The organism is Stenotrophomonas sp. GD03930 (assembly GCF_029839665.1).
GTDB lineage: Bacteria > Pseudomonadota > Gammaproteobacteria > Xanthomonadales > Xanthomonadaceae > Stenotrophomonas > Stenotrophomonas forensis.
In genome coordinates this window covers 318218-332443 of sequence record NZ_JAOCAV010000002.1, presented here as the reverse complement: position 1 = coordinate 332443, position 14226 = coordinate 318218, and the positions used below count along the sequence as shown (strand labels likewise).

The 14226-nt window shown below is 68.7% G+C and carries 16 protein-coding genes; 9 read left to right on the top strand and 7 right to left on the bottom strand.

Annotated features, from left to right (window positions below; all coding sequences use genetic code 11):
• Positions 1 to 47: 47 nt before the first annotated feature.
• From N5C18_RS12225 to N5C18_RS12210, 4 genes are all read left to right on the top strand, one after another.
• Positions 48 to 827, top strand: coding sequence for a 3-oxoacyl-ACP reductase (locus N5C18_RS12225; protein ID WP_180878202.1), 780 nt, complete (start codon positions 48 to 50; stop codon positions 825 to 827).
• A gap of 4 nt (positions 828 to 831) precedes the next feature.
• The gene (locus tag N5C18_RS12220) at positions 832 to 1227 is read left to right on the top strand and encodes a MerR family transcriptional regulator (protein WP_053449633.1); all 396 of its coding nucleotides are present in this window, start codon (positions 832 to 834) and stop codon (positions 1225 to 1227) included.
• 67 nt (positions 1228 to 1294) lie between these two features.
• Positions 1295 to 1876, top strand: a complete 582-nt coding sequence (locus N5C18_RS12215; protein ID WP_164241713.1) for an NAD(P)H-dependent oxidoreductase — start codon at positions 1295 to 1297, stop codon at positions 1874 to 1876.
• 138 nt (positions 1877 to 2014) lie between these two features.
• The gene (locus N5C18_RS12210; protein WP_164241714.1) at positions 2015 to 2476 is read left to right on the top strand and encodes a DUF4304 domain-containing protein; all 462 of its coding nucleotides are present in this window, start codon (positions 2015 to 2017) and stop codon (positions 2474 to 2476) included.
• A gap of 104 nt (positions 2477 to 2580) precedes the next feature.
• Here N5C18_RS12210 and N5C18_RS12205 read toward each other — a convergent pair whose 3' ends face one another.
• The 3 genes from N5C18_RS12205 to N5C18_RS12195 are packed head-to-tail and all read right to left on the bottom strand — an operon-like array spanning position 2581 to position 4942.
• Positions 2581 to 2826 carry a DUF6587 family protein gene (locus N5C18_RS12205; protein WP_164087009.1) on the bottom strand — a complete coding sequence of 82 codons (246 nt, stop codon included), beginning with the start codon at positions 2824 to 2826 and terminating at the stop codon, positions 2581 to 2583.
• Complete coding sequence (locus N5C18_RS12200) at positions 2826 to 4691, bottom strand: ferrous iron transporter B (RefSeq protein WP_008265453.1); 1866 nt, start codon at positions 4689 to 4691, stop codon at positions 2826 to 2828. Before N5C18_RS12200 ends, N5C18_RS12205 begins: the two co-directional genes overlap by 1 nt.
• Entirely contained in the window at positions 4688 to 4942 is a 255-nt protein-coding gene (locus tag N5C18_RS12195) for a FeoA family protein (RefSeq protein WP_005409473.1), read from the bottom strand. The genes N5C18_RS12200 and N5C18_RS12195 overlap by 4 nt, the downstream gene beginning before the upstream one ends.
• A 119-nt stretch (positions 4943 to 5061) precedes the next feature.
• Here N5C18_RS12195 and N5C18_RS12190 point away from each other — a divergent pair, with 119 nt between their 5' ends.
• From N5C18_RS12190 to yeiP, 5 genes are all read left to right on the top strand, one after another.
• Entirely contained in the window at positions 5062 to 5850 is a 789-nt protein-coding gene (locus tag N5C18_RS12190) for an enoyl-CoA hydratase/isomerase family protein (RefSeq protein ID WP_049457462.1), read from the top strand.
• A 2-nt stretch (positions 5851 to 5852) separates the two neighbouring features.
• The gene (locus N5C18_RS12185; protein ID WP_008265306.1) at positions 5853 to 6254 is read left to right on the top strand and encodes a VOC family protein; all 402 of its coding nucleotides are present in this window, start codon (positions 5853 to 5855) and stop codon (positions 6252 to 6254) included.
• Positions 6251 to 7147, top strand: a complete 897-nt coding sequence (locus N5C18_RS12180) for a hydroxymethylglutaryl-CoA lyase (protein ID WP_053510347.1) — start codon at positions 6251 to 6253, stop codon at positions 7145 to 7147. The genes N5C18_RS12185 and N5C18_RS12180 overlap by 4 nt, the downstream gene beginning before the upstream one ends.
• A gap of 100 nt (positions 7148 to 7247) precedes the next feature.
• A complete protein-coding gene (locus N5C18_RS12175; RefSeq protein WP_279944701.1) occupies positions 7248 to 8018 on the top strand; it encodes an SDR family NAD(P)-dependent oxidoreductase in 771 nt (256 codons plus the stop codon).
• A 48-nt stretch (positions 8019 to 8066) separates the two neighbouring features.
• Positions 8067 to 8633, top strand: a complete 567-nt coding sequence (gene yeiP / locus N5C18_RS12170) for an elongation factor P-like protein YeiP (RefSeq protein WP_005409468.1) — start codon at positions 8067 to 8069, stop codon at positions 8631 to 8633.
• Between the two features lie 82 nt (positions 8634 to 8715).
• On the opposite strand, the gene N5C18_RS12165 is transcribed toward yeiP, so the two are convergent.
• The 4 genes from N5C18_RS12165 to N5C18_RS12150 all read right to left on the bottom strand — a co-directional run bounded on the left by N5C18_RS12165 (position 8716) and on the right by N5C18_RS12150 (position 14202).
• Positions 8716 to 9411, bottom strand: a complete 696-nt coding sequence (locus tag N5C18_RS12165) for an MliC family protein (protein WP_053511603.1) — start codon at positions 9409 to 9411, stop codon at positions 8716 to 8718.
• An 83-nt stretch (positions 9412 to 9494) separates the two neighbouring features.
• Positions 9495 to 9887 (bottom strand): nuclear transport factor 2 family protein, encoded by a 393-nt coding sequence (locus N5C18_RS12160; protein ID WP_279944700.1) that lies wholly within the window; start codon positions 9885 to 9887, stop codon positions 9495 to 9497.
• Entirely contained in the window at positions 9868 to 13017 is a 3150-nt protein-coding gene (locus N5C18_RS12155; RefSeq protein WP_279944699.1) for a multidrug efflux RND transporter permease subunit, read from the bottom strand. Before N5C18_RS12155 ends, N5C18_RS12160 begins: the two co-directional genes overlap by 20 nt.
• A 36-nt stretch (positions 13018 to 13053) precedes the next feature.
• On the bottom strand, positions 13054 to 14202 hold the full coding sequence (locus N5C18_RS12150; protein ID WP_279944698.1) for an efflux RND transporter periplasmic adaptor subunit: 1149 nt from the start codon (positions 14200 to 14202) through the stop codon (positions 13054 to 13056).
• Positions 14203 to 14226: the final 24 nt, after the last annotated feature.

Below are 14226 nucleotides of genomic sequence, written 5' to 3'. Positions count from 1 at the left end.
CGCTCCGGCAAGCGCCATCGCTGCTACGCTGCATGCCCTTTCACGCAATGGATGGCAGTTCCACCATGCAGATCAGCGAACAACTGGTGCTGGTCACCGGCGCCGGCCGCGGCCTTGGCACGCACATTGCCCGCGCCTTCGCCGCGCAGGGTGCGCGCGTCATCGTGAACTACCACCGCAGCGAGGCCACCGCACGGGCCCTGGCTGCCGAACTGGGCGGACAGGCGATCGCGCTGCCGGCCGACGTCACCGATCGCGCCCAGGTCGACGCCATGCTGCAGCAGGCGCTGGCGCACTTCGGCCAGGGCGTCACCACCGTGGTCAACAACGCGCTGGCGAGCTTCTCGTTCAATGGCGATGCGCGCGACAGCGCTGCCGATATCGGCTGGCCGGCCTTCCAGGCCCAGTTCGAGGGCAGCGTGCGTGGCGCGCTCAACACCGTGCAGGCCGCCCTGCCCGGCATGCAGGCGCGCCGTTTCGGCCGCGTCATCAACATCGGCACCAACCTGTTCCAGAACCCGGTCGTGCCCTACCACGACTACACCGCGGCCAAGGCCGCGCTGCTGTCACTGACCCGCACCCTGGCCGGCGACCTCGGCCCGCATGGCATCACCGTCAACATGCTGTCCGGCGGCCTGCTGCGCACCACCGATGCCAGCGCTGCCACGCCCGAGGCGGTGTTCGACTACATCGCCGCCAACACCCCGCTGCGCAGCGTCACCACCCCGGCCGAGTTCGCCGATGCGGCGCTGTTCTTCGCCAGCCCCTGGTCACGCGCGGTGACCGGCCAGAACCTGGTGGTCGATGGCGGGCTGGTGCGGGACTGAGCCGATGCGCATCTCCGAGGTCAGTCGCCTGACCGGCGCCAGCGCCAAGGCCATCCGCCTGTACGAGGCGCGCGGCCTGCTGCCACCGGTGCCGCGCGTGAACCGCTACCGCGACTACAGCGAGCAGGACGTGGCCTGGGTGCAGCTGATCCGCCAGGCGCTGGCACTGGGCATCACCCTGGCGGCGGTCTCCCGGCTGCAGGGTGGCGATGGGCGGCTCGACTGGCCGGCCGTGCTGGCCCTGCTGGAGCAGCAGCGCAGCCGCATTGCGTGTGAGCGCGCACGGCTGGAGCAGGTCGAGCTTGACCTGCAGCAGGTCAGCGACGAACTACGGCAGTGGCTGCACTCCGGCAGTGGCGACTGCGTCCTGCAACCCAGCGGCTGCCCTGTCGGCGCCTGACCCGGCGTTTGACTCTGCCCCAGGGGCATAGCCCAACCTCGCGCACTTTCCATTGCCCGAGGTTGCCGTGTCCCGCTCCATCCTTGTCCTGCTGGGCCACCCCGACCGCGACAGCCTGTGCGGCGCCCTCGCCCAGCGCTACGCCACCGCTGCCGAAAACGCCGGCCACCGGGTGCGCCTGATCGCATTGGGCGAGCTCGAATTCGACCCGGTGCTGCGCCACGGCTACCGCCAGATCCAGCCCCTGGAAGCCGATCTGCAGGACGTCGCCGATGCGATCGAAGCCTGCGATCACCTGGTGCTGGTCTATCCCACCTGGTGGGGCGCGATGCCGGCCCTGCTGAAGGGCCTCTTCGACCGCGTGCTGCTGCCGGGGTACGCCTTCCGCTACCGGCGCGATTCGGTGTGGTGGGACCGGCTGCTGGCCGGCCGCAGCGCACGGGTAATCACCACCCTGGACACACCGCCCTGGTATTACCGCTGGATCTACCGCGACCCGGGCATTGTGCAGATCCGCACCACCATCCTGGCGTTCTGCGGCTTCCGCCCAGTGAAGATCAGCCGCCTCGGTGCGGTGCGCAGCAGCACGCCGGCGCAACGCAGCAGCTGGCTGGCGCTGGCAGCGGAGCTGGGGTCCCGCGCCAGGTAGGCCCACGCCATGGGCAAGGCGCGCGAACCAAGGTTCGCACCCACCTGGGGCGCTCGTTGCGCGTGTCGCGTTTGCCAATTGACCCCCGCGCACGGCGCGACAAGGCTGTGGGCCCTTCCTCCAGCCCAGGCGGGCCCCATGAAATCCGCGACGGTCTTCAGCAGATGCGCAAGGAAGACAGGCTTTGCCGGGACCACCACCACCCGCTACCGGCTGCTGGAGGGCGCCCTGCTTGTCGTGAATCACCAACGCGCCAGCGAACACCGGGGCTTCTATGTGAATGCCGGGCTCTACTTTCCAGAGCTGCTTGAGTATCCGCTTGCGCCTTGCGACCTGGAAACTGCGTTCAGGTACCGCTCCAGCATTCCCACGCCGCATGTCGACTGGCGGATCGAAGAGACGCCCGGCCTGCGCCGGGCCTTCATCCAGCAGGATCTGGATGATCTGCTTGAGGCAGGCAATCGTGATGCGCTGAAAGGCCTGCTGCTCGGTGCCCTTGCCGATGTGGCGGGCTTCGCGGAAGCCCACGGAAACCGCGAGTCGGTGCGGCGGTTGAATCGGGACGGAAACTTCCGCGCGCTCATCCGCAGGGAGGTCTGAACCCGGGAGGCGTGCGAACCAAGGTTCGCACCCACCGGGTGAAGGTCGCACCCACTGCGCGAAGTTCACACCTATCGGGCGGCCGCAGCCGAGCAAGCCCGGCGCTACTTCTTGGTCGGCCCGCAGCTGTCGCAACCGCCACATGCGCCACCGCCGCCCGTAGTCGGCGGCGCGATTTTCCGGCCCAGCGCCTGCAGCCAGGCAGCGCGGCCCGGCTTCAGCAGGGCCAGCGCCAGTGCGCCGCGCACCCTGCGCACGGTGCCCGGGAACTGCTTCTTCAACACCACCCAGGCGCTGACCAGCACGGCCACCGCGATGATCAGGTATTGCAGCAGCAATCCGCTGTCCATCAGCCGCCTCCCAGCGCCCGGGTCACCTGGTAGGTGATCAGCGCCGCCACGTAGGCCGCGGCGAACAGGTAGAACGCCGAAAAGGCCATCGTCTTCCACGAATTGGTTTCGCGCTTGATGGTGGCCAGCGTCGAGATGCACATCGGGGCGTAGATGTACCAGACCAGCAGCGACAATGCGGTGGCCAGCGACCAGCCGTCGCTGATCAGCGGGGTCAGCGCCTGGCTGGCGGCATCGTCATCGGCCGCCGACAGCGCGTACACAGTGGCCAGCGAGGACACGGCCACTTCGCGCGCGGCCAGGCCCGGGATCAGCGCGATGCAGATCTGCCAGTTGAAGCCCAGCGGCGCGAAGAACACCGCCATCGCGTGGCCGATCTGGCCGGCGTAGCTGTAGTCGATGGCCGGCATCGTGGCGCCCACCGGCGCCGCCGGGAACGACAGCAGCACCCACAGCAGGATGGTCAGCGCCAGGATGATGCCGCCGACGCGCTTGAGGAAGATCATGCCGCGCTCGTACAGGCCCACCGCCAGGTCGCGCACATGCGGCAGGCGGTACGACGGCAGTTCCAGCATCAGCGGATGCTCGCTCTTGTCGCGGCGCCACTTCTTCATGATCCACGACATCGCCAGCGCACTGAGGATGCCGGCCGCATACAGGCCGAACAGCACCAGGCCCTGCTGGTTGAACACGCCCCACACGGTCTTCTGCGGGATGAACGCACCAATCAGCAGCGCATACACCGGCAGGCGCGCCGAGCAGGTCATCAGCGGCGCGACCAGGATCGTGGCCAGGCGGTCGCGCGGGTCCTGGATGCTGCGGGTGGACATGATGCCCGGCACCGCACAGGCGAAGCTGGACAGCAGCGGGATGAACGAGCGGCCGGACAGGCCGGCTGCCGCCATCATGCGGTCGAGCAGGAAGGCCGCACGCGGCAGGTAGCCGGACTCTTCCAGCACCAGGATGAAGAAGAACAGGATCAGGATCTGCGGCAGGAACACCACCACGCCGCCGACGCCGGCGATGATGCCGTCGGTCAGCAGGCTGGCCAGCGGCCCTTCCGGCAGCACGCTGCCGACGAAGGCGCCGAGCCAGGCGAAGCCGGCCTCGATGGCATCCATCAGCGGCGTTGCCCAGGCGTAGACCGCCTGGAAGATCAGGAACATCACCACCGCCAGGCTGACCAGGCCGAACACCGGGTGCAGCAGCCAGCGGTCCAGCGCGTCATCGATCTTGGCGGTACGTGCCGGCATGCGCACGGCCACCGACAGGATCTGGCGCACCTTGGCGTGGTAGTCGATGCCGCCTTCCGGGCCCGGCACCGGTGCATCCAGGTGCGGCACCATCGCATCCAGGCGCTCGACCAGCGCCTTGGCACCCTGCTTGCGCACCGCCACCGTTTCCACCACCGGCACGCCCAGCTCGCGCTCCAGCGCAGCCACGTCCACCTGGATGCCGCGGCGCTGGGCGGCATCGACCATGTTCAGCGCCACCACCATCGGCTTGCCCAGCTCGCGCAGCTCCAGCGCGAAGCGCAGGTGCAGGCGCAGGTTGGTGGCATCGATCACGCACAGCAGCACGTCCGGCGCGGCTTCGCCCGGGTAGAAGCCACGGCACAGGTCGCGGGTGATCGCCTCGTCCAGGCTGGCCGGCTGCAGGCTGTACGCGCCCGGCAGGTCGAGCACCGCGAATTCACGGCCGGACGGCGCACGCAGGCGGCCTTCCTTGCGCTCGACGGTGACGCCTGTGTAGTTGGCGACCTTCTGCCGGCTGCCGGTCAGCTGGTTGAACAGGGCGGTCTTGCCACTGTTCGGGTTGCCGACCAGCGCAACGCGCAGGGGGGCGGTGGAGGCAGTAGCGGTCATGCACGTCGTTCCTGGCTGGCGGCGTCGACCACGACGCGCTTGGCTTCGCTGATGCGCAGCGCGAACCGGGTGAACCCGACCTGCACCAGCAGCGGCTCCCCGCCCACCGGGCCCTTGGCCACCAGGCGCACTTCCTCGCCCTTGACGAAGCCCAGTTCGCGCAGGCGACGGGCGATCGCATCGTTGGCATGCAGGTCCTGCACGGACTCGACCACGGCCGAGGTGTGCAGCGGCAGTTCGGACAGCGTCATCTAGCGTAATCTCTGCTGGATGTAAATGGTTCTCGATTCTAACATTCCCGCGTCGCGTCATGGCCCATGACCAATGGCCCGCTATGATCCATACAGGTATGGAGTGACCCTGGAATCCCATGAACGATGCTTTGCAGATCGAGCGCCGTGGCGCCGTCCTCACCCTCTGGCTGAACCGGCCGGAGCTGCACAACGCCTTTGACGCCAGCCTGATCGCGCGGCTGACTGCCGCGCTGGAAGCCGCCGGCCGCGATGATGCGGTCCGCGCGGTGGTGGTGGCCGGCCACGGCGCCTCCTTCTCGGCCGGCGCCGACATGCAGTGGATGCGTGGCATGGCCGCCGCCAGCGAGGCCGACAACCGCGAGGATTCGCTGGCGCTGGCGCGACTGATGCGTACCCTGGACGAGCTGCCCAAGCCAACCCTGGCCCGGGTCCACGGCGCCGCCTTCGGTGGCGGCGTCGGCCTGGTCGCCTGCTGCGACATCGCCATCGCCAGCACCTCGGCCCGCTTCGGCCTGACCGAAAGCCGCCTCGGCCTGCTGCCGGCGGTGATTTCGCCCTACGTGATCGAGGCCATCGGCCCGCGCCAGGCCCGGCGCTGGTTCGCCACCGGCGAGCACTTCGACGCCGATACCGCCCTGCGCATCGGCCTGGTCCACCAGCTGGTCGAGCCCGAGCGCCTGGACGAGGCACTGGAACGCCAGCTGGCCCTGCTCGACAAGGCCGGCCCGATCGCCTCGTCCACCGCCAAGCAGCTGGTCCGGCAGGTCCGCGACAGCCATGACCGCGACGCGCTGGATCGGGATAATGCCGCGCTGATCGCGCGCCTGCGGGTCTCCGCCGAGGGCCAGGAAGGCCTGGGCGCGTTCCTCGACAAGCGCGCCCCCCACTGGGTCACGGAAGCCTGAACATGCTCGATCATCTTGGTTTGACCAGCGCCGACCTGGCGCGCAGCAAGGCCTTTTTCCTGCACGCGCTGGCGCCGCTGCAGATCGGCGTGGTGATGGAAGTGACCGCCGAACAGAGCGGCGCCCACGACCACATCGGTTTCGGTAGCGACGGCAAGCCGTTCTTCTGGCTCGGCAATGGCGGCACCGCCAGCCACGGCGTGCACGTGGCCTTCGCCTGTGCCAGCCGCGCGCAGGTAGATGCCTTCCATGCCGCCGCCCTCGCCGCCGGCGGCCGCGACAATGGCGCCCCCGGCCTGCGCCCGTGGTACCACCCGGATTACTACGGCGCCTTCGTGCTCGACCCGGACGGCAACAACATCGAAGCGGTCTGCCACCGCCCCGGCTCCGAGGTAGAGGCATGAGCGACTACGTCCGCATCGTCGAAGTCGGTCCGCGTGACGGCCTGCAGAATGAAAAGCAGTCGGTGTCCACCGCCGACAAGATCGAACTGATCAACCGCCTGTCGGCCACCGGCCTGCGCAGCATCGAGGCGACCAGCTTCGTCAGCCCGAAGTGGATCCCGCAGCTGGCCGATGCCGCCGAGGTCTATGCCGGCATCCAGCGCAGGCCCGGCGTCAGCTATCCGGTGCTGGTGCCGAACGAACAGGGTTACGACCGTGCCCGCGCGGTCGGCGTGGAGGAAGTGGCGGTGTTCACCGCCGCCTCCGAAGCGTTCAACCGCACCAACACCAATGCCGGCATCGACGAGTCGCTGGCCCGTTTCGAGCCGATCCTGCGCCGGGCCGCCGCCGATGGCGTGCGTGTGCGCGGCTATGTGTCCACCGTGCTCGGCTGCCCCTACCAGGGCGAAGTACCGCTGGCCGACGTGGTGCGCGTGGCCCGTGCCCTGCACCAGATGGGCTGCTACGAAATCTCGCTGGGCGACACCATCGGCGTCGGTACCCCGCGCAAGGCGCGGGCGATGCTGCAGGCGGTCGCCGCCGAGATTCCGATGGCGGCGCTGGCCGTGCACTTCCACGACACCTACGGCCAGGCCATCGCCAACATCGCCACCTGCCTGGAAGAAGGCGTGCGCGTGGTCGACAGCGCCGTGTCCGGCGCCGGTGGTTGCCCGTATGCCAAGGGCGCCAGCGGCAATGTCGCCAGCGAAGACGTGGTCTACCTGCTGCAGGGCCTGGGCCTGGACAGCGGCGTGGACCTGCCGGCACTGGCCGAGACCGGCCGCTGGCTGGCCGGCCTGCTTGGCCGCGCCACCGCCAGCCGCACCGGACAGGCCCTCGCCGCCGCCGGCTGACCGCCGCACCGCGCCGCCGCGCAAAGGCGGCGCAGTGCACAACAGCGACGGTCGTGGCTTCCGTTAGAATCGGCGGTTCTCGAACCTGCAGGACCGTTCAATGCAGCTGTCTTCCGTACGTGCCGTGATCACTGGCGGCGTCTCCGGCCTCGGCCTGGCCGTGGCCCAGCACCTCATCGCCCAGGGCGGCAAGGTGGCCCTGTTCGACCTCAACGACGACAAGGGCGCAGCCGCCGTTGCCGAACTGGGTGCCGACAAGGCCCGCTATTTCAACGTCAACGTCAGCGATGAGGCGGCCGTCTCATCAGCCATCGACCAGGCCCACGATTTCCTCGGTGGCCTGAACGTGGCGATGAACTGCGCCGGCATCCTCGGCGCCGGTCGCGTGCTGGGCAAAGAGGGCCCGATGCCGCTGGCCGGCTTCCAGGGCACGGTGATGGTCAACCTGGTCGGCAGCTTCAACGTGGCCAAGGCCGCGGCCAACCGCATGCAGCACAACGAGGCCGGCACCGACGGCGAGCGCGGCGTGATCATCAACACCGCCAGCATCGCCGCCTATGAAGGCCAGATCGGCCAGGCCGCGTATGCCGCCAGCAAGGGCGGCGTGGTCTCGATGACGCTGCCGATGGCACGCGAACTGTCGCGCTTCGGCATCCGCGTCAACACGATTGCACCGGGCGTGTTCTGGACGCCGATGGTCGACGGCATGCCCGAATCCGTGCAGCAGTCGCTGGCCGCCTCGATCCCGTTCCCGTCGCGCCTGGGCAAGCCGGAAGACTTCGCCAGCCTGGTTGGCTTCATCCTCGGCAACACCTACCTCAATGGCGAGACCATCCGCCTGGACGGCGCTACCCGCCTCGCTCCGAAGTGATTCCCCCGGGCGCCGGGACGGCGCCCTCCCCCAACGACCAACATCATCATGAAAGCCAACGACATCAAGAAGGGCAACGTCGTCGAGTACAACAACGGCGTGTACCAGATCCGCGACATCGAGCGCAGCTCGCCGCAGGGTCGCGGCGGCAACGTCCGCTTCCGCTTCATCATGTACAGCGTGCCGGGCGGCAACAAGCTCGACGCCAGCTTCGATGCCGACGACAACCTGGTCGAGGTCGAACTGCTGCGCCGCCAGTCCACCTATTCGTACAAGGACGGCGACGCCTTCGTGTTCCTCGATGACGAGGACTACACCCCGTACACGCTGGACGCGGACGTGATCGGCGACGACGCCGGCTACATCACCGACGGCCTGACCGGCATCTACGTGCAGGTCATTGACGAGCAGCCCGTGGCGATCCAGCTGCCGGCCTCGGTGGTGCTGGAAGTGATCGAGACCCCGCCGGAACTGAAGGGTGGCACCGCCACCAAGCGCCCGAAGCCGGCCAAGCTCAACACCGGTATCGAGATCATGGTGCCGGAGTACATCGTCAACGGCGAACGCGTGCTGGTGAACACCGCCACCGGTGAATTCGCCGGACGCGCCGACTAAGCGCCTCGAGCTGCCTGCGGCGCACGCCGCCACAGGCAGCATCTTCCATGCAGCCGGGCACTGTCCCGGCTGCTCGGATCACTTACGGCTGCTGGGCACCGAAATTACCGCAACCGTGGTACTGGCGCGTGCCAATGGTCAGATTCACCTTGGCGTCGAATGATTCGCCACTCATGTCGTCCTGGCAGGTGGTGCGCTGGAAGCTGAGCTTGACGTCGGTACCATCGGCCGCCTTTCCGCTCCAGCCATCGGCGCCTTCGGTGGGCTTGGCCACGTCGAAGCGGCGCTCACCATAATCCACTTCCACCTGCAGGCCGGGCCTGTCGCCATCCACGACCGCCAGCCAGCCCGGTTCGTTGCCGGTGGCACGGAACGCCGCGTTGCCCGCGCTGCCATCGCCCTCGGTGGCCTCCACCGCGTGGCATTCGCGGTCCGGCTTGCCCTTCAGGCTCAACAGGCCGTCATCGCTGCCCTTGGTCCAGAAGCTGTTGCCCTGGCCATCACCATACTTCGCACCCGACGCCGCGCGCTCGGAGGTCATCGCAAAGGTGCGATCGCCAATCACCACCGTGGCCGCATCCTCGCCATTGAAGGTCGCGCGCACGTTCAGATCGCCGCATTGGTACAGGGTCTCGCTGCCGGCGCCGGTGCTGGCAGCCGGTTCGGGCGCGGCCGGCGGCGCGGCATCATTGCCGCCCGCGGCGGGCGGCTGTGCCGGCTGGCACGCGGCCAGCACCAATGCCAGGGAGGCTGCCAACAGACTGGGAACTACACGCATGGCTCGACTCCTTGTCGACACTACTGAGAGGTTCGACCCTATCACCTGGCGGTGAGCGGGGCCTGAAAGCGGCCTGACCACGCTCACGCGGCCAGCACCGCCATCGACAGCAGTTGAGCGCCGCTGTCCCCGGAACTGCAGGTCCACACCCGCAGCAGGCGCAGTTTCAGTTCGCGCTCGCGGTCCTGCCGGCACACCGCCAGGCGCACGTCGCTGGACAACAGCGCCAACCGCCCGCACAGCAGCGTCTCCACCGTGTCCACCTGCAGGCTGCGCACCTGCAGGTGGCCTGCGAGCCACTCGCCCAGCCAGGGCAGGTCGAGCATGCGCCCGCCCTGGCCATCCATCATGAACAGCGCTGGCGATACCAGCGTGCCCAGCGCATCGTGGTCGTCGGCCAGCAGTGCCTGGCACAGGCGCTGCTCCAGTGCGATCAACTGCAGTTCATGCAGGTCTTCAACGATGTTCCGTTCCATCCACGGATCCTTCCGGCATCGGCCGGCGCCTGCGCAGGCGTTGCGCGATCCATTGCCGCGCGCCCTGCACCACTACATAGAAGACCGGCACGAAGAACACCGCCAGCACGGTCGCACTGACCATGCCGCCGAACACGCCGGTTCCGATCGCCTGCTGGGTTTCCTTCGACGCACCCTGCGCCAGCATCAGCGGCACCACGCCCAGCGCGAACGCCAGCGAGGTCATCACGATCGGCCGCAGGCGCAGCCGCGCCGCCTCCAGCGCCGCTTCGGCCAGTCCGCGCCCCTGCTGCTGCAGTTGCCGCGCGAACTCGACGATGAGGATCGCGTTCTTCGCCGACAGCCCGATCACCGTGATCATGCCCACCTTGAAGAACACATCATTGGGCATGCCGCGCAACAACACCGCGGCGACCGCACCGAGCAGGCCCAGCGGCACCACCAGCATCACCGCCAGTGGAATCGACCAGCTCTCGTACAGCGCCGCCAGTACCAGGAACACCACCAGCATCGACAACAGCAGCAGCCACGGCGCCTGTGCCCCCGATTCGCGCTCCTGCAGCGATTGGCTGGTCCACTGCAGGGCGAAGCCGGAGGGCAGCTGCCTGGCCAACCGCTCCATTTCCGCCATGGCCTGACCGGTCGAGACGCCCGATGCCGGTGCGCCGGACAGATTCAGCGCCGGGAAACCGAGATAGCGCTGCAGCTGCAGCGGCGCTTCGGTCCAGTGCGGCGTGACCAGTTCGGACAGCGCCACCATGCCGCCTTCGCTGTTGCGCACGTAAAGCTTCAGCACGTCCTCCAGTTCCATCCGGTGCGGCGCATCGGCCTGCAGGATCACCTGCTGCAACCGGCCCTTGTTGGGGAAATCGTTGACGTACTGCGAGCCCATCGCTGCCGACAGCGTGCTGCTGATGTGCTCGAAGCCCACGCCCATCGCCTCGGCCTTGGCGCGGTCGATGTCCAGCCGCACGCTGGTGCCGGCCGGCAGGCCATCGGCATGCACCTCCGACAGCAGCGGGCTGGCCTCGGCCAGTTTCAGCAGCTGCTGCAGGGCTGCACGCAACTCGGCCTGGCTCTGCCCGGTCCGCGCCTGCAGGGCGAGCGAGAAGCCGGATGAACGCCCCAGGCTGTCGATTGCCGGTGGCATCACGCTCATCACCTCGCCCTCGGCGACGGCCGCCATCGCCTTCTGCGCCGCCGCCACCTCACCGGCTGCGGTGGCACCGGCGCGCTCGCCCCAGTCCTTCAGCATGGTGTAGGTCAGCGCCGCGCTTGGGCCGGAGCCGGAGAAGCTGTAGCCGAGGATCGACTGGTTGGAGCCGATGCCCGGGCGCGACGCCACGTGCCGTTCGTAGGCTTCCACCACGGCCAGGGTGCGCTCGGCCGTGGCTTCGGCGGGCAGCTGGATCGAGGTCATGAAATAGCCCTGGTCCTCTTCCGGCAGGAACGCACCCGGCAGCCAGTGCAGGCCCAGCAGCAACGCGGCCACCAGCGCGGCGAACACGCCCATCACCCGCCCACTCCGCTGCAGCACCGAGGCCACGCCACGCTGGTAGCGCCCGGTCATCCTCTCGAAGCCGCGATTGAAGGCGCCGAACAGCCCGCCACGACCGTGATGACCATGGCTGTTCGGGCGCAACAAGGTCGCGCACAGCGCCGGGGTCAGGCTCAGCGCCAGCAGCGCCGAGAACAGGATCGACACCGCCATCGCCACGGTGAACTGGCGGTAGATCGCGCCCACCGAGCCGCTGGCCAACGCCATCGGAATGAACACCGCGGTCAGTACCAGGGTGATGCCGATCACCGCGCCGGTCAGCTCGCGCATCGCCTTGATGGTGGCCTCGCGCGGTGGCAGGCCCTCCTCTGCCATGATCCGCTCCACGCCCTCGACCACCACGATCGCATCGTCGACGATGATGCCGATCGCCAGTACCATGCCGAACATGGTCAGCACGTTGATCGAGAAGCCCAGCGCCAGCATCACCGCGAAGGTGCCCAGCAGCGCGATCGGGGCGACCAGCGCCGGAATCAGCGTATAGCGCCAGTTCTGCAGGAACAGGTACATCACCGCAAACACCAGCAGCATCGCTTCGAGCAGCGTCTGCACCACCTTCTGGATCGAGATCTTGACGAACGGCGCGGTGTCGAACGGAATGCTCGACTCCACGCCACGCGGCAGCAGCGGTGCCAGCTCGGCCATGCGCTCGCGCACTGCGCCGGCGGTTCGCACCGCGTTCGCGCCCGGGCGCAGCTGCACGCCGGCCGCCGTCGCCGGATGGCCGTCTTCCCGCGTGCCCCAGGCGTAACTCTGCGCGCCCAGCTCCACGCGTGCGACGTCACCCAGCACGACCCGCGAACCGTCGGCGGCCGCCCGCAGCACGATGGCGGCGAACTGTTCCGGCGTGGACAACTGGCCATCGGCACTCAGCGGCACGGTAATGCGCTGGCCGGGGACGCCCGGCGAATCGCCGATGCGGCCTGGCGAGATCTCCAGGTTCTGCTGCTCGATGGCCGCGGCCACATCGCCCATGGTCAAGCCATAGCCGGTCAACCGGGTCGGGTCCAGCCATACCCGCATGGCCTGCTCGGCACCGAACAGCTGCACGCGGCCGACGCCATCGATGCGGCGCAGCTCTTCGATGATGTTGCGCGCCATGAAGTCACCCAGCGCCGCCTCGCTGACACTGGCATCCGGCGAGCGCAGGCCGACCAGCATCAGGAAGCCGGAATCGGCCGCTTCCACGAACAGGCCGTTCTGGCGCACGCTGCGCGGCAGGCGGGGTTCGATCGCCTTGATCCGGTTCTGCACATCCACCTGCGCCAGCTCCGGGTTGGTCCCCGGCTTGAAGGTGGCGGTGATCGAGGCTTCGCCGGAGGTATCCACCGACGATTCGAAGTACAGCAGGTGCTTGACGCTGGACAGCTCGCGCTCGATCAGGCCGACCACGGCATCGTTCAGCGTCTGCGGGCTGGCCCCCGGGTAGCTGGCATAGATGCTGACGCTGGGCGGCGCAACGGCCGGATAGCGCTCCACGGCCAGGCGCGGAATCGCCAGTACGCCCGCCAGGATGATGAAGATCGCCAGCACCCAGGCGAACACCGGGCGATCAATGAAGAAACGTGCCATGTTGGATTTCCCTGGAGAGACTGGCCCGGGAAGGGCTCAGCCCTTGCTGCCGGCCTGCATCGCACCGGCGCTGGCGACCGGCCGCTGCCAGTCGCGCGCATCGACCACCACGCCTTCCTGCAGGCGCTCCTGGCCCTCGACCACCACCCGCTCGCCGGCCTTCAGCCCGTGCCGGACCAGCCACTGGCGATCAACGCTGCCGTCGACTTCCAGCGTGCGGATCACCGCCTTGCCATCGCCCGCGATCACCCAGGCATAGGCCTGGCCACCCGCGCTGCGCAGCACCGCCTGCTGCGGCACGGTCAATGCACTGGCCGGGGCGCCACGCGGCACCTTGGCACGCACGTACATGCCGGGCAGCAACTGGCGCTGCGGATTGTCGACCAGGATGCGCAGGATCACATCACCGGTGCGCGCATCGACGTTGATGCCGGAGAACAGCAGCTGGCCGCGCTCGGTCAGCGGCTTGCCGGCCGCGCCGATGATCGTCACCGGTAGTTCGCCACCGCCGGCGGCGCTGCGCTGCAGCGACTCCAGCTGCGCGGCCGGCTGGCGCACGTCGACGTAGACCTGGTCGATCTGCTGCACCACCGCCATCGGCTCGGCATCGGCGACCCCGACCAGCGCGCCTTCGCTCACCAGTGCCTGGTCGATGCGGCCGGCAATCGGCGCACTGACCGTGGCGTAGCGCAGGTCGAGCTGGCGGCGGGCCAGGATCGCGCGTGCTTCGTTCACTGCCGCGCGTGCCTGTTCGTACTCGGCACTGGCATCATCGCGATGCTGCTGGCTGACCGCCTGCGCGGCAGCCAGCGCATGCAGGCGCTGCGACTGCACGCGGCTGCGGCCCAGCGCTGCTTCACTGCGCTGCAGCGCAGCCAGCGCCGAATCGACGTCGGCACGGAATGCCGCCGGATCAATCTGGAACAGGGCCTGGCCAGCACTTACTTCGGCGCCCTGCTCGAACAGGCGGCGCTGCACGATGCCGCCCACCTGCGCGCGGATCTGCGCGGTGCGCACGGCGGCCACGCGACCGGGCAGTTCGTCGTCACGCTGCACCACCTGCGGGCCGACGGTGACCACGCTGACGCGCGGTGCGGCTTCGGGGGTGGCTTCGGGGGAGGAGCAGGCCGTCATGGCCAGAGCGATGGCCGCGATCAACGCGGCCGGAGTCCTGAAGGTTCTCATTGCTGTGCACAATGCCGCGCGGGC